Source organism: Providencia sp. PROV080, from assembly GCF_033688105.1.
GTDB classification, from domain to species: Bacteria; Pseudomonadota; Gammaproteobacteria; order Enterobacterales; family Enterobacteriaceae; genus Providencia; species Providencia zhejiangensis.
Window position 1 is genome coordinate 549200 of the sequence record NZ_CP096346.1, and the last position, 21985, is coordinate 571184.

At 37.6% G+C, this 21985-nt stretch carries 19 protein-coding genes; 10 read left to right on the forward strand and 9 right to left on the reverse strand.

Annotated elements, in window-relative coordinates:
- Positions 1–12: 12 nt before the first annotated feature.
- Complete coding sequence (locus M1F03_RS02355; protein ID WP_249999761.1) at positions 13–1116, forward strand: adhesin; 1104 nt, start codon at positions 13–15, stop codon at positions 1114–1116.
- A 140-nt stretch (positions 1117–1256) separates the two neighbouring features.
- Here M1F03_RS02355 and M1F03_RS02360 read toward each other — a convergent pair whose 3' ends face one another.
- Both M1F03_RS02360 and chiP read right to left on the reverse strand, forming a co-directional pair.
- Positions 1257–2045 carry an AraC family transcriptional regulator gene (locus M1F03_RS02360; RefSeq protein ID WP_251465000.1) on the reverse strand — a complete coding sequence of 263 codons (789 nt, stop codon included), beginning with the start codon at positions 2043–2045 and terminating at the stop codon, positions 1257–1259.
- A 238-nt stretch (positions 2046–2283) separates the two neighbouring features.
- Positions 2284–3681, reverse strand: a complete 1398-nt coding sequence (gene chiP / locus M1F03_RS02365; protein ID WP_154623380.1) for a chitoporin ChiP — start codon at positions 3679–3681, stop codon at positions 2284–2286.
- A gap of 484 nt (positions 3682–4165) precedes the next feature.
- On the opposite strand from chiP, the gene M1F03_RS02370 reads away from it, so the two are divergent.
- Positions 4166–5362 carry an MFS transporter gene (locus M1F03_RS02370; RefSeq protein WP_154635536.1) on the forward strand — a complete coding sequence of 399 codons (1197 nt, stop codon included), beginning with the start codon at positions 4166–4168 and terminating at the stop codon, positions 5360–5362.
- A 2-nt stretch (positions 5363–5364) separates the two neighbouring features.
- Positions 5365–5715 (forward strand): SDR family NAD(P)-dependent oxidoreductase, encoded by a 351-nt coding sequence (locus M1F03_RS02375; RefSeq protein ID WP_318840073.1) that lies wholly within the window; start codon positions 5365–5367, stop codon positions 5713–5715.
- On the opposite strand, the gene M1F03_RS02380 is transcribed toward M1F03_RS02375, so the two are convergent.
- Positions 5651–6813, reverse strand: a protein-coding gene (locus tag M1F03_RS02380; protein WP_130574490.1) for an IS3 family transposase whose coding sequence is annotated in 2 segments (ribosomal slippage) — positions 5651–6549 and positions 6549–6813 — 1164 coding nt in all. Because the reading frame shifts where the segments join, the coding sequence is not laid out codon by codon here. The two genes, M1F03_RS02375 and M1F03_RS02380, sit on opposite strands and share 65 nt — an antisense overlap.
- A gap of 53 nt (positions 6814–6866) precedes the next feature.
- Between M1F03_RS02380 and M1F03_RS02385 the strand changes: the two genes are divergently transcribed.
- The 5 genes from M1F03_RS02385 (at position 6867) to M1F03_RS02405 (ending at position 13204) form a co-directional block, all read left to right on the forward strand.
- Entirely contained in the window at positions 6867–8378 is a 1512-nt protein-coding gene (locus tag M1F03_RS02385; protein WP_318840128.1) for an SDR family NAD(P)-dependent oxidoreductase, read from the forward strand.
- Between the two features lie 10 nt (positions 8379–8388).
- Positions 8389–10059 carry an amidohydrolase gene (locus M1F03_RS02390; protein ID WP_251465003.1) on the forward strand — a complete coding sequence of 557 codons (1671 nt, stop codon included), beginning with the start codon at positions 8389–8391 and terminating at the stop codon, positions 10057–10059.
- Between the two features lie 62 nt (positions 10060–10121).
- Complete coding sequence (locus M1F03_RS02395; protein ID WP_154624238.1) at positions 10122–11261, forward strand: class II histone deacetylase; 1140 nt, start codon at positions 10122–10124, stop codon at positions 11259–11261.
- Positions 11262–11342: 81 nt separating this feature from the next.
- Positions 11343–12395, forward strand: a complete 1053-nt coding sequence (locus M1F03_RS02400; protein ID WP_251465005.1) for a RidA family protein — start codon at positions 11343–11345, stop codon at positions 12393–12395.
- A 20-nt stretch (positions 12396–12415) separates the two neighbouring features.
- Entirely contained in the window at positions 12416–13204 is a 789-nt protein-coding gene (locus tag M1F03_RS02405; protein ID WP_154635539.1) for a MoaF C-terminal domain-containing protein, read from the forward strand.
- On the opposite strand, the gene M1F03_RS02410 is transcribed toward M1F03_RS02405, so the two are convergent.
- A complete protein-coding gene (locus M1F03_RS02410) occupies positions 13192–14241 on the reverse strand; it encodes an AraC family transcriptional regulator (RefSeq protein ID WP_154635540.1) in 1050 nt (349 codons plus the stop codon). The genes M1F03_RS02405 and M1F03_RS02410 overlap by 13 nt on opposite strands.
- Before the next feature lie 503 nt (positions 14242–14744).
- On the opposite strand from M1F03_RS02410, the gene M1F03_RS02415 reads away from it, so the two are divergent.
- Positions 14745–15167 carry a DoxX family protein gene (locus tag M1F03_RS02415; RefSeq protein ID WP_154622989.1) on the forward strand — a complete coding sequence of 141 codons (423 nt, stop codon included), beginning with the start codon at positions 14745–14747 and terminating at the stop codon, positions 15165–15167.
- A 56-nt stretch (positions 15168–15223) separates the two neighbouring features.
- Here the strand turns inward: M1F03_RS02415 and M1F03_RS02420 are convergent, their stop codons facing one another.
- The 5 genes from M1F03_RS02420 to M1F03_RS02440 form a co-directional block, all read right to left on the reverse strand.
- Positions 15224–15823 (reverse strand): glutathione S-transferase family protein, encoded by a 600-nt coding sequence (locus M1F03_RS02420; RefSeq protein ID WP_163860616.1) that lies wholly within the window; start codon positions 15821–15823, stop codon positions 15224–15226.
- A gap of 50 nt (positions 15824–15873) precedes the next feature.
- On the reverse strand, positions 15874–16572 hold the full coding sequence (locus tag M1F03_RS02425) for a helix-turn-helix transcriptional regulator (RefSeq protein ID WP_154622991.1): 699 nt from the start codon (positions 16570–16572) through the stop codon (positions 15874–15876).
- A 101-nt stretch (positions 16573–16673) separates the two neighbouring features.
- Complete coding sequence (locus M1F03_RS02430) at positions 16674–17474, reverse strand: DNA polymerase beta superfamily protein (protein WP_251465007.1); 801 nt, start codon at positions 17472–17474, stop codon at positions 16674–16676.
- Positions 17475–17482: 8 nt separating this feature from the next.
- On the reverse strand, positions 17483–18709 hold the full coding sequence (locus tag M1F03_RS02435; protein WP_318840074.1) for an RtcB family protein: 1227 nt from the start codon (positions 18707–18709) through the stop codon (positions 17483–17485).
- Positions 18710–18712: 3 nt separating this feature from the next.
- On the reverse strand, positions 18713–19831 hold the full coding sequence (locus tag M1F03_RS02440; protein WP_251465010.1) for a slipin family protein: 1119 nt from the start codon (positions 19829–19831) through the stop codon (positions 18713–18715).
- A gap of 482 nt (positions 19832–20313) precedes the next feature.
- On the opposite strand from M1F03_RS02440, the gene rtcR reads away from it, so the two are divergent.
- The gene (gene rtcR / locus M1F03_RS02445) at positions 20314–21894 is read left to right on the forward strand and encodes an RNA repair transcriptional activator RtcR (RefSeq protein WP_196713994.1); all 1581 of its coding nucleotides are present in this window, start codon (positions 20314–20316) and stop codon (positions 21892–21894) included.
- The last annotated feature ends 91 nt before the right edge of the window (positions 21895–21985 follow it).

Sequence of the window (21985 nt, forward strand, 5' to 3'; positions counted from 1 at the left end):
GGAATCGCGGTTATGTTTAAGTTTAAATCTTATGGCGGTATTCGTGTCAGAATTCGGCATGGTAAAGGAATAATCGCTTTATTATTCATTGCGATTAGCTTTGAGGCTATAGCTGACTATGCAGCACAAATCGTCGACCCGAATACAGGCTATGTGATCAAATTAGAACGTGATAGTGAATTAATACCGAAACCGATAGTCGGTTCTAATGGTAAAAATTATTACCGCATCGGTAATACCATGCTTATTGATAGCGCGAGTAAGGATGTCAGCGTTTCTGGGCAGGTTAGGTGCCACGGAAGGCAATGGGGGAAAAAAGAGACCAATATTCCGTCTGATAACGCATTCCACCGTTTATTTATGTATGCACCTATGGCGGGCACCCATATTGAAGGCAAACCGGCTTATCAAATCAATAGCAACTTAATTATGACCGTTGAAACAAACCTAATGAACTGGGTGAATATTGATGCGGCAGTGTGCTCCAATGGTTTTGGTGGTGATGTCTTTCCATCTGGCCAATTTTATAGCCAATTTCCTATTAAGCTAACATTCTATATTGGTGAAAGAATTATTGATGGGCAGTTAGTTATCAATGCAATGGATTTAGGGGGCTATGTGAGAGCGTTTACTGCTAATAGAACGGTACCTCCATATGATAGCTGGCCAATCAATGAAACGACGGTGCCTTTACGATTAGCAGCTTCCCAAATTCATATTGATTCTCTTTGCACGACGACGACAAGCACCGGTCAGGCAGAAACGGTGAGCCTACGCCATGGTAAATTAAATAGTTTGAATTACGATAGCACGGTGACAGAAAAAATTTTTTACAGCTGTAAGTTTAAGTCATCAACCAATATTCGCTTGCGTCTAGATTATACGAAAGACAGTGATCCGCAAAAACGCTTGCCATTGAAAAGCCATTTAAATAGCAATGATGTTATTTATAGCGAATTAACGTTAACGGATGAAGCAACAGGGCAGACAGGACAAAGTTTAACATTAGAAATTCATCAATTAGATACGATAAGAGTGACCAGCCGTATTCAAGGAAAAAATGCGGTAGCTGGGGATTATCAAGGTTCGGCATGGTTGATTGCGACCTATGATTGATGTTGGTTCAGAAATACAAGTATTTGGTTGAGCCGTAGGTATTGTGTGTCTTGAATCTAGACTGAGGTGATGTGACGGAGTCTATTCGATGATAAACAATCGTTTCGCTTATCATCCCCAAATTGGCGTTAACCTACGGCTCAACCAACCCGCGTGGATTTGCCTATATGTTGAATAAAATCTGAGGGCGTTTGCCCTAGCCATTTTTTAAACATGGCTGAAAAAGCCCCCGCACTGTTATAACCTAAGCCAAAAGCAACCTCAGTAATTGATTTATCGGCTGAAATATCAGTCATGGCTCTAAGCAAGCAAGCCTGTTGACGCCATTCAGAGAAAGAGAGACCCGTTTGAGACACAAAAAAGCGACTAAATGAACGCTCACTTTTGTGTAATTGTTTTGCCCATTCATGAGGTAATGAGGTGATTTTCGGATCTTGTAGGAATGCTAGGCACAACTTTGCTAAATGGGGATCTTGAGGAACGGGTGCAAAAAAAGGTAAAGGCTCTGCACGTGAAATCTCATGTAAGATCAACTGGATCAAAATACCATCACGGCCATGGAGATCGTACTCAAGCGGGATGTCGACGGCTTCGAGTAATAGCTGACGTAATAAAGGAGAAACACGTAGTACTTCACATTTATGCGGTTGTCGTGGTGCCGCATGTGGTTCGATATAGAGACTGCGCGTACTCACATTTAGCATTCTCGTTTCATGTGGTGTGTTTTCAGGGATCCATACACCGCAGTCAGGAGGGATGACCCACTCACCATCACGGGTGCTAACCTCGATGAGACCTGTTGCACCGTATAAAAACTGCGCACGTCTATGAACATGTGAATTTAGCAGTACATTAGGTTGATAATCGGTACCAATAGCTAAAACATCACGCTGTATATGATCAATTCGATGAAGAAGAATATTTCGCATAATAGCTCGGGTTCGCCTGAGATTTAAATATCATTATCTATTTTTCACGCATTAGCTACTTTTGTTTGAACAGTCGTGAACGGAGAAAATAATAGCCTGTTTTAAGGTATAGAGAATAGTGATAAGAATGGGGAAATACCGACCATATAGTGATGGCCGGTATTTTAGATGAGGCAATGCGCATTTTTGAGAGAACTCGCGCGCTCAAAAGGGAGAAAAGTTAAAATGTGCGTGCTAATTAGAAAATCGTAAATGGCGCCATTACAATAAACTTAATATCCCTTTCATCTTGGAAGATGTTATTAAATCCACCTCCCCAGCTTGGAATATCACTATGATTATCAAAGCGGGTGTAATGTAATTTGAATGAGGTATCTTTCGCTTTCCCTGACTGAATGGTATAGCCTATATCAACATTCCATGCACTTTCTCTGATACGTTGGCTTTGATCATAAATTGGATTGCTACTTGGTTTTGCATCCCAAGCATGGATATAAGAGGTTCCAATTTTCCAACCTGCCAGATCCCAATTGGATAAATCATAGGTGACCCCCGCAAATAATGCTTTTTCATTATCAGCGTTAAAGTCTGAGCGGCCATCCCACCATATATCTAAACGACCATTCGATGAGCTATAGGCAGATGTCATGCGTGATAAAAAGTATCCTTGTCGGCCTGGTGAATGGACCATCGTTCCTTCTACCTTAAAGTCTAGAGAATCATAGGTATAGCCTAAGGTAAATGCCTGTAGCCATGCTAAACCGTCATAGACATCGTTAACCCCGCCACTATTATCTTTATCTTGTGCACCATAAAACTGATACGAAACTCTTAAATCACGTTCCGCAAGTGGGAATGCATAGGAGATTTTAGCGAAGTATTGATCCATATAGCCTTCTGACTGACCGAAAGCGCCCTCTAATACCAATTTATTTTTGGCATCATATTTGACGCCTAGGGAGTGTAAATAATCAATCGTCGTGGTTGCATCTGCTTCACGATAATCCGCCATCTCTCGATACCATGGCGCCTTATACTCATCTGTCCACATGTATGAAATATTAAATTTACCGCTAGCGTCAGTATCGAATTCAGCCCCAACTTCTAAGCCGCGATATGTTCCTGGTAAGAAACTCCAGTTCGGTGTTAATAAAGTTTGTCCACTCGGTTGTATATAACCTGCTTTAGCCCAAAACGGGCCCATTTTTAATTTAGTTGCTGCGGTTGTAAACGTAAACCCACTACGATCACCGGTCCATTTTTCATCCCAAACATTTTTAGCATCACTAAAACCAATTTCGTTAGGAGCGGCAGGGCCACCATCCGATAATTCAATAGCAGTAAATCCAGCAAAATCGAAACCAATAAAGTCGTTAAGATAACCAGAGGAAAAGTCCAATGCCGCATTTAATGAGGAGTGTCTTAGGTTATCAGTATACTCACCATATTTATCACTACTTGGATTTAACTCTTTTCTTGTTCTATCCCTTTGCCAATAATAGATTCCACCTTTTAATGTTGCATCGTCAAAAAGGGGAGACGCATTGATGGTAGGAATGTAACAGCTTGCAGTTAATATCGAAAATATCTCTAATGCCAACAGCTTTTTAGTATGTTTAATAATTGAATTAGCCATTCTTTATACCTCAATATTGATTGAGTAAATTAATTGATTTTTATTTTTTATAAATAATAAAAGGGCAAAAACGTAGTTCAGGACTAAGCCCATAATAGTTATATTTTGTGATAAATATTAGGCAATCTGAAAATGGTGTATTTACGTATTTAAAGTGAGGTTATTTAAAATTAAACGGTTAAATAGTTATTGAGTTTGCTTTGACATTATTAATGTGGTTTTTTATATCGTCATTTTTTTAGTGCCTAGATAATATGGTTGTGAATTGTCATTGTATTTTGTTTTTTAAGCGAAAAAATATTTTTGGTGCGTTTTTTATTTTTAGTTAAACGCAGGGGTTAATATTTATGAAGTTTAATCTTATATAATTCATGGGGATATTAAAAAAGTGGCGTAATAAAACAAAAAGTTGTCATGTTTAGCTATTAAAAAAATTATTGATTTATATTTATATGATTGAAAATGGAAAATAAGAGAGGGTGATATGAGTGAATCTGTCGGTTCTATAAAGTCTCAAAAAATGCCATTATCAACATGGAAAATCTATCTTGCACCTATTATCGGCGGAATTTTTATTCCAATGATGTTTTTATGGGCTCCGTTAATTACGTTACAAATGGATAAGGAACTTGGTTTCTCCCCAGAAAAAGTTGGTTTTATCTATATGATAGAAATTTTAACTGGGATGTTAGCCAATGTGCTAGCCTTTTTTTGGTTAAAAACAAAGATAAATTGGTACCATATCTATATCGTCATGATTTTATTAGTTTCAGTATTGAATATTGCTTCAGGTTTTTTCATTAAAGATAATTTTAATCTCTATATTGGGATCAGAATTCTAGTCGCCATCTTTGGGTCGACAATATTTATCATTACTAACTCCTGTATGGCATTGTTACCAAACGCATATCGTGCATTCAGTATCTCTTTATTCAGCCAAATCGTCTTAGGCAGTTTAGGTCTTTTTATTCTCCCCATTTTTCTTGATACTTACGGAATAATATCGGCATATATTTTTATATCAATATTACTCGTCTGTGTGTTACCCCTGACAAAGGGGATAGATTCTATTTGGCGGATGAAAGAAGAAAAGATTTTTAAAGAGAAAACACAAGGTGTTGCCAGTAAAAGTGTTTTTAAAAGTGAAATGTATTTTTGTTTGTTTGCTATCTTTTTATTCAATGTTGTGATTGCAGGTGTTTGGACATTTATTGGTGGATATCTTAAAGCAATCAATGTGGAGCTATCAACAATCTACAATATCTTAGGTTCAGCTAGCATGATAGGGATATTAGGTGCAGGAACATCGATTCTATTCAGTAAAAAAGTCAATTTAGTTTTTGTCACCAGCTTTATTTTTCTCATCGCCTCAGTACTTGCAATGTATTTAAATGTTAATACGCTATTTGTCATTGTTAGTTGCTATGTTTTTAAATATATATGGACGTTGATATTACCGTTCACGATGAGTATTGCCGCTGAATATGAAGTGGATGGTAATGTGATGAATCTTACGTCATTAACGTTAGGGTTAGGTATCGCTTTAGGCCCTATGATGAGTGGTATGCTTATTGAAAGGGTCAGCTTTTCTAGCATGTTCTTACTAAATTTAATATTACTAGTTATATCGATGGTAATTATTGTGAAGATAATTTTTAAAAATAATAAATATAAGGGATAACGATGGTAAATAACTTAAATAATTATCATGTATATACGACATGGAGTGAAGTATTAAATGGTGTGTCACTTAAGGGTAAAAAATATTTAATTACAGGAGCAAACTCAGGTTTAGGTAAGGAGTCGGCTAAAGCAATATTAAGTCATGAAGGATATGTGGTTCTGACGGTAAGAACAGAAGAAAAAAGACAACAACTTATTGAAGAGCTTTCTTTGCAGTTTGATAAGACATTATTTGATATTAAGTTACTCGATTTATCATCTCTGAATGATGTTAGGCGTGTACTGGTCAAGTCCAAGTGGACACTTTTAATTGATAATTTTCATACTCAACAGGGCTCACATCCCCGTTAGCTGTATGAAGCCTTTTTACGTTATAATACTTCATGTAAGCCGTAACATCCGCAACCATTTCTTCGTAAGTTGCGTGATGGACTTTTAATATCCAGTCATGCTTTAAGCTTCCAAAGAAGCGTTCAACTACTGCATTATCCCAGCAAGCGCCTGTGTCGCCCATTGATTGCTTTATACCCATTCTGACTAAGGCTTTCCTTAGCTTTTTACTGGTGTATTGCGAACCGCGGTCGCTATGGAAGATAACTCCCTTAGGGTGCTTTCTTAGCCAATAAGCTTGTTGCAATGACTTTAAAACTAAGTCTGTCGTCATGCGTTTACTGATCGACCAGCCAACAATACGCCGCGAATAAAGATCCATGACCACGCTTAAATACATCCAGCCCTGTGCCGTTTTTAAGTAGGTAATATCACCCGCCCATACTTGGTTGGGCCGTTCTGGGTTAAAGTCCATACTGACTAAATTCGGCGCAGCCAAATGACGTTTATCGCGCTGTGTTGTTACCTTGTAAGCTACGCGCTGCCTAACGACAAGGTTAAGCCTTTGCATGATGGAACGCGTTTTATAACGACCAATAGCGAAGCCATGCTGATTCAGTTTTTTCATTAATTCACGGCTACCCAAGCTTTCACGGCTGTCTTTAAAAAGTTGCTTAGCTGTGCGATACAACATCAGTGTATCCTCAGTAATGAGCTGTGCTGGGCGTTTATCCCATGCATAGTAGCCTGAACGACTAAGCCCAAGCGTCTTACAACTTAAGCCTACTGGGTAGCCTTCTTGCCGTGCTTGGTGAATAAACTTAAAGTTTATTTCATTTCCTTGGCGAAGAAGGCCGAAGCCTTTTTTAATATTTCTTTCTCCATGCGCAAACGCTTGTTTTCAGCGCGTAGTTTGCGTAGCTCAGCACGCTCATCATCAGATAGAGCAACACCGCTGGCTTGGTCTTCAAAATGCTTTTTCCAAGCATAAATTTGGTTGGGATTAACACCTACGGCCTGAGCCGCTTCAACCACGCTGTAACCTTGCTCCGTCACCAAGGCAACAGCTTCTTGTTTGAATTCTTTGGTGTAGCTATTATATTTACGTTTCTGATTCATAATCACTCCAAGTCAGACAACTTCTAGTGTCTCAAATTGAAGTGTCTATTTGAATTAGACCAGAACAGCGTTTTACAAAAGCGTTTCTCTTAGAAGCATTAAAACTAGATGGGGTACTGGCTAATGCGGGCATAATGGCAACAGATTTTCAAACAACAGTCGATGGGTTTGAACAACAATTCGCGATTAATCATCTCGGGCATTTTTTGCTCATAAATAAACTAACACCATGTTTATTAAAGGGTGCAAGAGTTGTTGTCATGACATCGGGAGCTCACCGGTTAAGTAATGTGGATCTAAAGGATCCGAATTTTACTTATCGAGCTTATAGTCGTTGGACTGCATATGGCCAATCTAAATCAGCTAATGTGTTATTCGCACTCGAATTTGATAGGCGTTGGAAAAATTATAATGTTCGTGCTTTTGCGGTTGCTCCCGGTATTATTCTGGATACTCATCTTCATATGCATTTACAGCATGATGATTTTAATGAATTAGCCGAGAAGCAAGATACGAATAAAGTGCCTGTAAAATCACTCCAAGCGGGAGTTGCAACACAGATTATGGCGTTGTGTCATCCCGAATTTGCTAATAAAGGCGGGGTGCTTTTAGAACATTGCAACTATTCTCAAATCAATGATGATACTCGGCAGGGAACGGGTGTTATTCCATGGGTATTGGATGAGGAGTTTGCACAAAAATTATGGCAGCTTTCTGAAGAAATGGTGAATGAAACGTTCACCGAAGATGCCAAATTAAAATCAGAAGTTGTCTATAGTGAACTTGCCCATAATCGCTTGCCTCAAAGTCAAAAACTTGATTTGACTGGTATTGAATTCAAAACTGAGAATTCGATTATTGAGCTCTTTTTTGACCATAAAACATGCACTGTTGAAGGTTTTAAACATCAAGGCATTTTTATTCCTAGTGTCGCTAATTATGAAGTGGTTGAGGTTAGGAATGACCTGTACTTTATTGATTTATTATTCCCTGAAAATACTGAAATTACGTTATCTATTACGGTAGATTTTAAATCTAATAAAGCTTTATTTATTCTGACTCAGTATCAACCAACGAGTTTGCCTGATAAAAATAAGCCCATCGCCTTGAAATTAGCTTCTCACTATCATCAATATTTTACACCAGCAGTCGTGTTAACAGGAAATAATCAAATTGATCGTTGTGAGTATCCATTTGTCACTAGTGATTTGATTGGCACACGTGCGTTATATTGCTACTCGAACTCCTCACCGACGGTGTATGAGCATATTTATATTAACTCACATTGGTATTGTTATAATGTGATTAATGGAATAAGAAAGGGGGATGGTGGATGTGACCAAGCGAGCTATTATAAGTTTGATGACTCGACTTATATCGTGACTTGGCGAGAATTATTAATCGACCTATCATTTGTCTTTGTTTATGACTTGGATAATAAAACAACAACTGGGAAAGGTTGGGGAAATATATCTGATACAAATGTCATGATTAATATTCCGGCGGGAGCGAATATTATTTCCTTAAATGCATTAAATTATCCACTAAACTATATTCCTAGCTAAGGTGTTTATAATGAATCAAGAAGCAGATTTAGTCATTATTAACGCTAAAGTGGCTACGGTTGATAGCTTATTTTCATTTGCAGAAGCCATTGCTGTTTCACAAGGACGTATTATTGATGTTGGCAGCAACGATGATATTAGTCAGAAAATCGGTGTACAAACTCAGGTTATTGATGCAAACAAGAAACTTGTTTTACCTGCTGCAAATGATGCTCATATTCATGCCACACATACAGGCATGTTAATTTCAGGTGATTTTTTGGATTTATTTGAAAGCAAAGGGAAAAATGAATTTGATAGCAAACTAGATGCGCATGTGTTCATGAATAACAATAAGGAATGGATATACGGCATTGGATGCCCCTTTGAATTAATCGATGATAATCAAGACAACGTTATTGTGGATAGTCACTATCTAACAAAAAAAACGGAGGGAAAACTTGCTACGTTCAGTGACTTCAGTTTACATAACCTAATTGTCAATAAAAATGTTATCGACTTAGTGGGATTAGGGAAAGAGTTAATCGATTTACCTAAAGAGGTCGGTCGTATTGGCGTAGATAAAAAAGGTGAGCCGACAGGGATTATCTCCGAGTGGGGGGCGATGAATCTTGTTGGAAAATACTTACCTCAGCTATCTGATGAGGCTCTGAAAAACTACATTTTACTCATCCAGAGTCATTTATTAAAAAATGGAATAACCAGTTATACAGATATTCTAGGACCCGGTGGTGATAATTTATTTCATGGTGCATGGAGCTCGAGGATTATTCGGCTCTATAAAGAGCTTTATGATGAAAATAAATTATTGACACGCGTTAGTGTAAACCTATTTGCAGCTAAGGATGGGATTCACAGTTTTAAACATATTATCGCGGGTATCGAAGAGTTTGAATTACCAACGAATATTAATAAATCTTGGCTAAAAATAAATACTATAAAATTATTTGGTGATAGCTCTCCTTGTATTCGGAAAAGCCATAACCATTATCACGGTGAATTAACTTTTCAGGGTGATACCGTTGAAGAACAAATTACTGAGCTAAAAAGAACGATTGTTGAGTTACATCGTTTAGGTTGGCAGGTTGGTATTCATGCTATAGGTGGAAAAACTATTGATGCTGCAATAGAGGCCTTTGCTTATGCTGAAGAGATAATGCCGAATAAAGATTTACGGCACTTTATTATTCACGGTGATGACCTCACTATCGATAATGCGAAAACAATGGCAAAAAATAATATTTTATTATCTTGTCAACCTATTGCTGGGTATAGCATTATCGATAATATTAAGCAAATTATGCCTGATACATATAATTCTAATTTATTTAACTGGCAAGCTTACATTAATGAAGGCGTCGTCGTTGCAGCGGGTTCAGATGCATGTTGTTTTCCTTTCAATTGGTTAAAAGGTCTTGAATTTACACTTACAAGAAAAGCGAAAAATAACCAAATTTATCAGCCCGAATTAGCTTGTCATATTGAAGATGCTATTCGTATGTACACTATAAATGGTGCTAAACAGGAATACCTTGAATATGAACGAGGCTCTATAGAAATCGGAAAATGGGCAGATCTACAAATATTGAGTCACGATATATTTACTATTCCGAGTCATCAAATCGGAGAAACGAGTGTTATAGCAACTATTTGTCATGGAAAAATGGTCTATAAGCAATAAATAGAAATAAATCAGTTTGTTGCTATCACTGGCAATATCGAGTAATTAATTAAGGGGATAGTATGCATTGTAATATTAAAGACTCCACGATTAAAACAGGCTTTTTTTATCATGAATATTGTTTATGGGGGAAAAACCATAAAGCTCCCCCGTTAGCTTATAATCAGATGAATTGGATGCAACCTTTTGCGGTTAATGAATTTGGTGCCAGTTCTGCAAGTTGTATTCGTCGTTTTAAATCATTAATTGACGTTAGCGGAATAAATGAATTTTTATTTTCTTATAGCGCGCCCCCAATTACTTATCACGATGCTGCGCTTGTTCATACTAAGGAGTATTTAAATAACTTTATTGAGCTTAGTGAGAATGAAGGCGGGGAACTGGGATTACAAGCTCCATTTGGTCCCGGTAGTTACCAAATCGCACTACTGTCCGCAGGTCAAGCCAAGGCCGCTGTACATCATGTTATGGAGGGGTCTTTAAATAGAGCTTATGCAGCATGTGTACCCGCAGGGCATCATGCATTAGCGGATAGCGCGATGGGGGCGACTTATCTTGCAAACAGTAGTATTGCTGCTAAGTATGCACTAGAACATTGTTCAGCTAAAAAGGTGGCGATATTAGATTGGGATGTTCATCATGGAAACGGTACGCAGGCTATTTTTTATAACGATAATAGAGTCCTTACTATATCTCTGCATCAAGATAACTGCTTTCCTATTCACTCAGGTACGATAGAGGAGCAAGGAAGCCGTGAAGGGCTTGGCTTTAATATTAATATTCCATTATTACCGGGATGTGGGCATGATGAATATTTGTATGCATTAAGAACAATTGTGATCCCATCACTATTGATGTATAAGCCCGATGTCATTATTGTTGGCAGCGGATATGACGCGAATACCTTTGATCCTCTTGGACATATGCAGCTTCATAGTCAAAGTTATCGAGAAATGATGGAGTGTGTTGTTGCTTTAGCACAAGATATTTGTCATGGCAGAGTCGTGGCTATACATGAAGGTGGATATTCGGAACATTATGTCCCTTTTTGTGCGTTAGCAGCACTTGAAGGATTAAGTGGTATCACTACACAAGTGATAGATCCTTTTATTTCATTTATTCAGCAGCAAACCATTCCTAAAGAATTAAAAGAATTGCAAGAAAATTTGATAAATCATCAAGCCATTAAACTTGGTTTATAGTGTCAGCCGTTAAATAAGCCTTTTTTAATATTTCAATGATGTTTTTAGCCCTAACTTAATTTATTAATCAGGTGGTCAAGAATGAATATATTAAAAACGAATGACTGCGTTATTATTGGGTGGCACTCATCCTATTCTCAAGGTGACTTTGATACACAATTAAAAGAAATTATCCTCGATGTGAATAATGAGCTATTTAAAATGGGCATTCATTATTCTGATATGTTAAAACATACTATTGCTATAAAAAGTGGTCAAGTGGACCCTATTTATGCAATTAATCAATTTCATAAAGTCAGTAAGGAAATATCTAAAGGATATGGGGATAAAAAGCCAGTCGGGACAATTATTAAATTACCTCACTTTAATCTTGATGATGTCTTAGTTTCAATTGAATTTGTTTTTTCATGCAAAAAAACACAGGTACGGTGTTTACCATTCTATAATATGGATATGGATGTGAGTCGTTCTTTAATTCATGAAGAACTACTTTATATTACTGGTACTGAAGCATTAGTTGTTTCTGACAATACGGTAACACCTTATTATATCTGTGATACCTTAGAGGAGCAGGTTAGTGTTATTATTAATAAGATTTATAATTCGATAGTTGAACTAGATTATTCAATAGATGATATTTTTTTATTAAATGTTTATCTCCGTAGTGATATTGCTTATCAGGATGCAATATCACTCATCAAAGATGAGCTAGCGAAGTATACTAACAGCCCATCTTCTATTAATTGCAATATTAATATCACATATTGTGATGGTATGGCAGTTGATAGCTTTTTAATTGAAATCGATGGCTTTGTGAAAAACCATCAATTAAACATTGATAATCCAATTGATTATCAATGCTTTCAATTCAATTTAGATTTATATGATAGCTTTACGAGTGCTAAAAAATACATTGATACAATATTAAAAGATAACAGTTCGCCAAGGATCAGAGTTACAACAAAATATGTTAAAAGTAAGAATAGTAGTGGGGTTTATATCGATATCATACATGATGAGCTAATGATGAAATTAGCGAATGCGAATGTAAGTGATTATATTATAGAAACTTTACCGGTTAGAAAGCTGATGAATAACAAATCTTTTCTTGAAATAAACATTCATTCATTTTAATTCATACAATAGGTGATAATATGGCTGATCAGATAGTTTCAGATACATCATTTGATGCTTTCGCTAAAGAATTAAAAATAAATAGAATAAAGAGGAGTTATAAAATCATTAATGTTGAATTTAACTTGTATTTAAATAATGAAAACTTCTATTTCCGTATTGATGAGCGTGATAGGATCATGACGAATAGTGTTTTTTTGAGTGATTATATCGATAGCAAAAACCAAAAGATTAGCGATTTGACTGAAGTCGCAGAGAACGTATTTTTAATTGAACTATCAAAAGGAAATATCGATTTTGCACATTCCATTTTAGTTTTAGACCTTAACAATAGTAATGTGATTTTATTGAGTTCTCAATATCAACCAAGTAAAAAAATAACGCCTAGGTTTGAGCAAAACTATCATCTCGGAAAGATCATTGGCGATAATTTATATACTGCTGCACCGACAGAAACTCGTGATCTACTTGGTTTGCATATTCTTAATGAGTATAGTGATAGCACGGCAGTTGAGCATATTTATATTAATAGCCAATGGTACGCTTACCATATTTATGGGGGAGTCAGGCATGGTGAATGTGATTGTGACCAAGCAACATATCTGAAAATTAAAGATGATGTTTATTTGCTTGGATTTAGAGAATTGGCTGTCGATGTTGCGATTATTTTAGTGTTAGATTTTAAATTAATGAGAAACACAGGGTTCGCCATTGGCTATACAGATGAACAATGGTTTAGCATCCCAATTGGTGCGCATATGAAAAAGATCAATAAAAGGCTTGATGACTATAATCATCATGCTTTGTGATTGTTATTCTTCTTAATGTATTGGAGTGGCGGGTAACCTGTCCATCGCTTGAATGCTTTTGAAAATGCAGCGCTATCGGTATAGCCTAGTAATTCTGCTAGGCTATCGATTCTAATATTTTCTTCAGTAAGTTTATCAATAGAGATATCACAGCGGATTTTGTCTAGGATATCAGAGTAATTGATACTTTCTTTAGCGAGTTTACGTTGTAATGTCCTAGGGGAGATATACAATTTTGAGGCCACCCATGACAATGAAAGATCTTTCTCCACCAAAATATATTGATAAATAATATTTTGAACTTTGATACTCATTGAATCAGGCATGCAACTTGAGTGTTTAAGTTTATCTAAGTGATTTTTCATGAAAAATATGAAAGTTTCATCTGGCGTTTTTTGGTTTAAATTATCATTTAGCCAATGTTCATCAAATGATATACCATTAAACCTAGCATTATCTTCATAACGAGTTGGGATAATTTTCTTTAGATTTTCCTTGTCTTTTTTACTTAAGCTATATTGAAAGTGGAACGAATCGGGTATCCAATTTTTTCCAAGCCGTTCCCTTAATTGGCTAACTAATCTAAATAAAGTATATTCGATGTCAAACTTATAGTAATCAGGTTTAAATATACTGACTTCATAGTTAACAAATACTTTTTTATTTTCAATAACAATACTGGTATGAGTCTTCCCTTGGAACAAGTCAGTGTATTTATTAAGCTCAATTAAGGCTTCATGCAAAGTTTTAGCAGACATGAAAAGTTCACTTATTGGCGAATAGCAATCATGAGTTCTTGAAATACCTGCCTTTGCACACCATTGCGGATCTTTAGTTTCATGGGCAATTAAGTGTAAAAATTCATTATAAACTTGAATAGGTGCAACTTCTGTTATTTTTAATAGCTTAAATTTATTAAATATTACTTTTGACCTATATGAAAAAGGGATGTTAATGGATTGCAAGTAACTCATAATTTTAGATAATTTTAATTGGTGTATATATGAATGAGAGAAGTGAGATGCATTATTTTTCATATTTATGCCTCGTATAAATGAGATGCGACCTTGATGATGGTTAATTAACATGCATATCCCTATTTAGATAATAAAATTACATGTTAATAATCAAATAGCAATAAAATTATATCACTGTAATATCTTATTGATAAATTAAATCATTCTGCTTTATATTGATAGAAAACGTAAATATAAATATTTATTAATAATAATCAGCCATGTTTAATAAAGGCATATTTTAGTGTTAATAATAGGATGAGCTGTCTCTTATTTTGATAATCCAAATAGGTCGTTCAAGTTTTAATTTAATAATAACGAGTAAAAACTATCACCTTGAATTTGTTTTAGTTATATCTAAATTAGTGGGGAATCCCCTTTCTTATACCCCGAAAGTATTAGTAACAATTTTGAATAAACACGATACTAATATAACAATTAAATATACAAGTCTTTTTTAATATTCGTTTTAAGTCGGTCATAGTCAGTCGTTATGATAAATATTATTACTTGAGGACGTGCAGATGATGGGGTTTATTAATCGCTTACTGGCACATGATGATGCTGGAAAATTATTATTGCGTATGACGATTGGTGGATTAATGCTATTTCACGGCATGAGTAAATTATTAACAGGGGCCAGTGGCATTAAGGTTATGCTTGCCTCATATGGCTTACCTGAGTACATTGCCTATGGCACTATTTTAGGTGAAGTTGTCGCACCTATTTTTATTATTTTAGGGATATTAACTCGTCCGTCAGCATTACTTGTTGCCTTTACAATGTTTATTGCTTGGTTAATGGTCGGTCTAGATAAGACATTCTTGCTGGATAGAACAGGTGCATGGGCAATTGAAAGTATTGTGTATTTCTTTGTGGGTTCGATTGCGCTTGCATTGATGGGAGCAGGAAAGTTTTCTATTATGAAAAATGCGAATTGGCGTTAAGTTTAATCGCCTATAAATATATGGCCATCTGTCAGGATGGCCAATGGTAGGTCATTTTATTGTGTCATTCTTTCGGCAAATTCTTGGTGAGATTTTAGCGTTTTTAAATAGTGCTCCATACTGTCAGTTAGCTCAATAATGCTCTGTTTTTGTAAGAATAATAGGAAAGACCCCACATATACATCGATGGCAGTTAATTGTTCTCCACAAATATAAGGGGACGCATCTGCAATTCCTGTAGCTAAACAGTCCATAACGCGTTTGAGTGAACCAAAACCTGACATTTTTTGCTGTTCTTCATCGAGTACTAATCCTGTCATATGGGCTGTAAATGCAGCTTCAATTGGCCCTGCTGTAAAAAAGAACCAGCGGTAATAAATGGCACGTTGTGGGGAATTCAATGCGGGAGCTAACCCTTTTTCGATAAACTTATCTGCCAAATAAACACAAATGGCCGCGGTTTCTGTAATAACATTGTCACCATCAACTAACGTAGGTACCTTTCCCATCGGATTAAGTGCAAGATATTCAGCCGTATGCATTTGTTCGCCATAATTAAGCTCAACTCGCTTATAAGGCACTGCTAATAATTTAAATAAAAGGTCGACAGTATTTCCGCGTGACATGGAGTTTGTGTACAGAGTTAGTGAGCTCATGAATTGTTCCTTATGATTAAGTAGAGATGCCATCATAAGGTAGGTTACTGTCAGATTTTGTCAGTAGTCATGCACAGCACTTCTTTTTTCCATTGTTCAAATAAATAATGTTTCGGGTAGGGATATTTATCATCAAGTGCGGTATAGGATTGGATCCTATCTAAACGAAAATGGCGATAGCTTTGCCTTAGTTCACACCAAGCAGCAAGCACTTGGGTTTCTTTCATATAGCCAATCGCGATCGGCCAGATAACCCTGTGACTTAACTGTCCACTTCCGTCTTGATATTCAATTTGCGCTTTTATTTCTTTTCGTAAGCTACGCCTTAGATTTTTTGCCATCACATTATCAATAGCCGTCACTTGGGTTGTTGGCGCAAATAAGGTTGTTTGATTGAGAATGCTTTTTGAATTCGGTTTAACTATTGAATTGATTTTATCAAGTGTGCGTATTGCCGATAATTTCAGTTCGTCATCGGCATTATTTTGTACCCAACGTAAACCGAGTGTCAGTGCTTCGAGTTCATTTTCATCGAACATTAAAGGAGGCAGTAATAACCCTGATTTTAATTGATAACCAATCCCTGTTTCGCCTGTTATTTCTGCACCTTGGCTGCGTAATTCATCAATATCACGGTATATCGACCTAATGCTAATTTGTAATTGGCAAGCCAGAGACTCCGCCGTAATTGGGTAGCGGCTTTCTTTTAATATTTGCAATAAAGTCAATAAGCGTTGTGTGCGGGTCATCTGTTACTCGATTTACTCATTGGATGGGCAGATTATAACATTGATGGGCAGAGTGATAGGGGAAAAATAGCGGCAAGTTGATTTTGCCGCTATTTAAAAGGTTACCGCCATTTTATATCATTTGCTAAGATGGTTTTTTGTAAAAAATCATCCAATAAATGACTATCACGGTAATAAGGCTCAGGAAGATTGAGTTTTTCTGATTTTTCAATCGTTTCAGTTATCAATCTATCGATAGCTGATCGATGTGGACCATATCGGCTTTCATCAGCATGTTGTTTCATTACCAATAACTGCTCAATTTCAGCTAGCACCGCATGGTCTGTCACCGTCGCTTGCACTAACTGTGAAAATGCCATGGGCGGCATCATTTTTGAGTGCTCAATCCAACGTAATGCCAGCACCGCTCTTAATATATAAAAGTATTTCTTTAGTCGTATTGTTTCCTCTTTAAAGTCTTCTCGCCAGTTACGTTTTGCGATAGATAAATAGTGGTAACGCGCTTTCAATGGCGAATAGAATTTTGAGGCTAATTGTTCACATTGCTGCATAAATAGCGCGTCTTTTTGGTAAACAATAGGCGAATGTAGCCATTCAATTAACGCAGGGTTAGAATTACGCATTAGTTTTAAGGCTTTTGATAATTCCCAACCGGCCACATCCAGTTCATCATCGATAGGTCTTTCAATCACGTCACGCTTTCTATCAAGTGTTAAATACCAATCTAATTGATGAACATAGATAAATCTGACATCATAATCGCTGTCGCGTGAGGCAAAGCCCCATCCGCGACTTCCTGATTCACAAGCGTAAAGTATTTTTATTCGTTGCGTTTTTTCTATCTGTGTTAATGTTTGTCGTATTCGATCCTGCATTAATGGCGTTATGCTGTCATGTTCCATTAAGCCTCCTATCCTTTAACACACACAACTTGGCGTAGTGTATGTACGATTTCTACTAATGAGGATTGCGCTGCCATCACAGCATCAATATCCTTGTATGCCATAGGAATTTCATCAATCACATCACTATCTTTTCGACATTCAACATGGGCAGTTGCTATTTTTTGGTCAGTCACGGAGTAACGCTTTTTGGCTTCAGTGCGACTCATCACACGGCCAGCACCGTGGCTACAAGAACAGAAACTTTCTTCATTACCTAATCCACGTACAATGAAGCTTTTCGCTCCCATTGATCCAGGAATAATCCCCATTTGCCCCTTTTGTGCGGACACTGCGCCTTTGCGTGTAACCAGAATTTCTTCACCAAAATGTTGTTCTTTCTGCACATAGTTATGGTGGCAGTTAACGGCTTCTTGCTGTGTCGTAAAAGGCTTCGTAATTTCTTTTGAAAGAGCTTCTAATACGCGGTGCATCATCACTTCGCGGTTATGACGAGCGAAATCTTGTGCCCAACCCACAGCGTTCATGTAATCATTAAAGTGTTGACTGCTTTCCTTAAAATAAGCCAAGTCACGATCTGGTAGATTGGCAATATGTTGCTGCATATCTTTTTGCGCTAAAGAGATAAACAGGTTACCAATCGCATTACCCACTCCACGCGATCCGCTATGTAACATCACCCACACGCGATTTTGTTCATCCAAACACAGCTCAATAAAGTGATTACCCGTTCCCAATGTTCCTAAATGCTTGTAATGGTTAGTCGCGCGTAGTTTGGGGTACTTATCACATAAACGTTTAAATTCTTCATCCAGATGCGCCCAATGTTGATCAACAATCTGAGGAACTTGATGCCATGCACCTTTATCACGACCGTGCCGCTGGGTGGTTCGCCCATGTGGTACCGCAGCTTCAATGGCAAAACGAATATTCTGTAAGTTATCGGGGAGGTCAGCAGCCGTTAGTGATGTACGTACCGCTATCATTCCGCAGCCAATATCGACACCCACGGCAGCAGGGATAATGGCCCCTTTCGTTGGGATAACACTACCGATAGTTGAACCTTTTCCAACATGTACATCCGGCATTACAGCTAAATGTTTAAAGATAAATGGCATTTTCGCCGTGTTTTGTAATTGTGTGATTGCTTTTGGGTCAACGGGGACTCCGTGAGTCCACATTTTGACAGGGGCACTGTTTTCCAAAATGATGTTGTTTACATGATTACTAACCATTATTTATTCCTTAATTTTTACCAGTCCGTTTAATACCTGATCTAATCCACCATAAACGGAAATCTGGTCGATACGGTGCGCGATGCTTTCTAATGTTTCGAGTTCTTTTAAACGCAATGCGATAGGATTATTTTCCATCACTTTTGCCGTATTAAGTAGTGAACGTGTTGCGGCCGTTTCTTCGCGGCGGCGGATCACGTTCGCTTGAGCCGCTTTTTCTGCTTCGACGACTTGCGATAAAATTGTTCGCATATCGCCCGGTAAAATGATGTCTTTTACCCCGATACTCTCGACGGTTAAGCCGAATTCCGTCACACAGTGTGTGATCTGCTGTAGCATCAATTCATCGATGAGTTGTTTGTTTTCCAGTAACTCATCTAATGAACGTGTACCAATGATTTCTCGTAGTGCAAATTGCAGTTCACGATATAAATAATCAACAGGCTGACTTAATTTTGCGTATGCGAGTAAAATATCGCTATAGCGCCAGTTGGCAGACAAATTGATACGCAACGTGACCTTATCTTTGGTCAGAATTTCTTGTCCGCTAACATCCAGTGCAAGTAAACGCGTATCAATCACTTCCACTTCTGGCGTGTGTTCAATACACCAATAGCCATATTTGCCAGGCGATAAAAGTGTCTCCACGACACCATCAATTTTTAATACGCCTACATGCCATGCAGGAATCTGCACAAGTAAAGTAAGCTCTCTGCCTTGAATACGTTTTTTGGTATTTAAACGGTTCATTAGCATTTGTGGGATGACAATTTCTCCCGTTTGTTGAGTCTCGACACGCAAGGTGTCCGAGACTTTCCAATATAAGCGGCGTGTTGCTGGCGCTAAAATTTCGCTCAGATTATTATGCAGATATAAAAAAGCGATTTCGTTGTCTAATAAATTAATATCTATGCAATATTCTGCAACCCATTCAGGGTGATACTGGCGTAAATGCTCCGCTAATTTTTCATCAATAGGCTCATGATTGAGTGTGTATAAGGTGACTGCCACTTTATTAAACCAGTCATGAATTTTATGTTCACCTGCCATCAAAATATGCTGAAAATTACCGTTTTTTTCGGTTAATGCGATTTGTCCTTGTGCCACTGTTATTTTTTTCATTATGTGTCCTTTTATGATTCAAATTAACCATCATCGGAGAGAGAGATGAAGTCGCGGGGGGAAAGGTAGAGCACCACCAAAGGGTTGTCTAAATTTCTGCCCGTTACCCGATAAAACGCTCGGATGCTGGTGCTTGCTTAATGACAAAGATAACGTATGTCAGTATGTGTTCTTGGAAGGAACAGGTTTAACTATCATGAAGTTATTATCTTACTGGCGGCAGCATACAGACCATGTAGTGACATCATTGAGTCACCATGTCTGCACGGGTAGAACCGTAGTTCTGACAATTTCCGGCAGCGGATAGGGTTAATATTGCGATAAGCGTGCCAACTTTTTATTTTGATTGAAAAGTATTTGTATCATCATGATATATAAATATTTTTATATTAAGCGTGAGGTTTGGATATTTTTTTAACACAAAATGACCTATGCTATTTATTATCTTTTTTTATCGTCTTTTATAAAATTATATAAATTATATGAGTGGAAAACGTAAAGTAGTTATTGGCGTGTTGGGTACCGTTCTTGACCGACGAGGCAAAAGAGCGAATCGCTGGACGAAGTGGCGACCAACGGTTGGGTTATGTCAGCAAGCGGATTTGAATATTCATCGTTTTGAGTTAATTCATCAGGTGAATGACTATACGATGGCACATCGTGTTAAAGAGGATATTGAGCAAGCATCGCCACAGACTGAAGTGATTTTGCGCGAAATTGATATTGCGGATCCGTGGGATTTCGAAGAAGTGTATACCTCACTCTTAGATTTTTCTGCAAACTACCATTTTGACACAGAGAAAGAAGAGTATTTGGTTCATATCACGACAGGTACTCACGTGGTACAGATTTGTTGGTTTCTGCTAACAGAAGCTCATTACCTACCCGCTAAATTATTACAAACCTCACCATCACAGGCGGGAGGAGAGAAAAATCCAGCGGGTATTTATACGATTATTGACCTTGACCTAAGCCGCTATACGGATATCACTAATCGATTTCAGAAAGAACAGCAAGCTCAGGTTTCTTTTTTGAAATCGGGTATCGCGACGCGTAATGCCAAATTTAATGCCATGATTGCACAAATCGAACGGGTGGCATTACGCTCTAAAGCCCCCATCTTATTGAATGGTCCAACGGGAGCAGGAAAGTCTTTTTTGGCTCGGCGTATTTACCAATTACGTGAAAGTCGTCATCACGTAAAAGGGCGTTTCGTTGAGGTCAACTGTGCGACTTTGCGTGGTGATAATGCGATGTCAACGTTATTTGGACATATCAAAGGCGCATTTACCGGTGCTATCAATCCCCGTCGCGGCTTACTCAAGGAAGCGGATGGCGGTATTTTGTTTTTAGATGAAATCGCCGAATTAGGGCTTGATGAACAAGCGATGTTATTGAAAGCGATCGAAGAGAAAAGTTTTTTTCCGTACGGTTCTGATGAGGAAGTTGAGAGTGATTTTCAGCTTATTGCGGGAACCCACCGCAACCTTGCGCAATGGGTGGAAGAGGGGAAGTTTCGCGAAGATTTATTTGCACGTATTAATATGTGGACTTTCACGCTACCAGGTTTAGCGGATCGTCGTGAAGATATTGAACCAAACATAGATTATGAATTGATAAAATTCAGTCGGGAAGCACAAAGCCAAATTCGTTTTGATCGTGAAGCTCGACAGTTGTATTTGAAATTTGCCAATTCCCCCTCGGCATTATGGCGAGGGAATTTCCGAGAATTGGGCGCCTCCATTAACCGTATGGCGACTTTCGCAGAGCGTGGGCGTATCACAAAAGAGGTTGTCGATGAAGAAATTATACGCTTGAAATCGCTATGGGGAACGAAAACAACGCATGCTCTCCCGCCGGAAATAGGTGAAATCGATCTGTTCGAGCAGCCGCAGTTAGCTACCGTGTTGGAGGTATGTTATCGCTCATCGAGTTTATCGGAGGCTGGCCGAATGTTGTTTTCTGTCTCGAGACTACAGAAAAAGCAACCAAATGATGCAGATAGGCTGCGTAAATATTTGGCTCGCTTCGGATTGGATTGGGATAAAGTGAAAAATCATTAAGAGAATCTGTTAACTTAATGAAATCGTTAGCGATATGTTTAGATATCATTTTTATAAAAATAATAAAGTCATTAAGTATAAGGAATTAAAT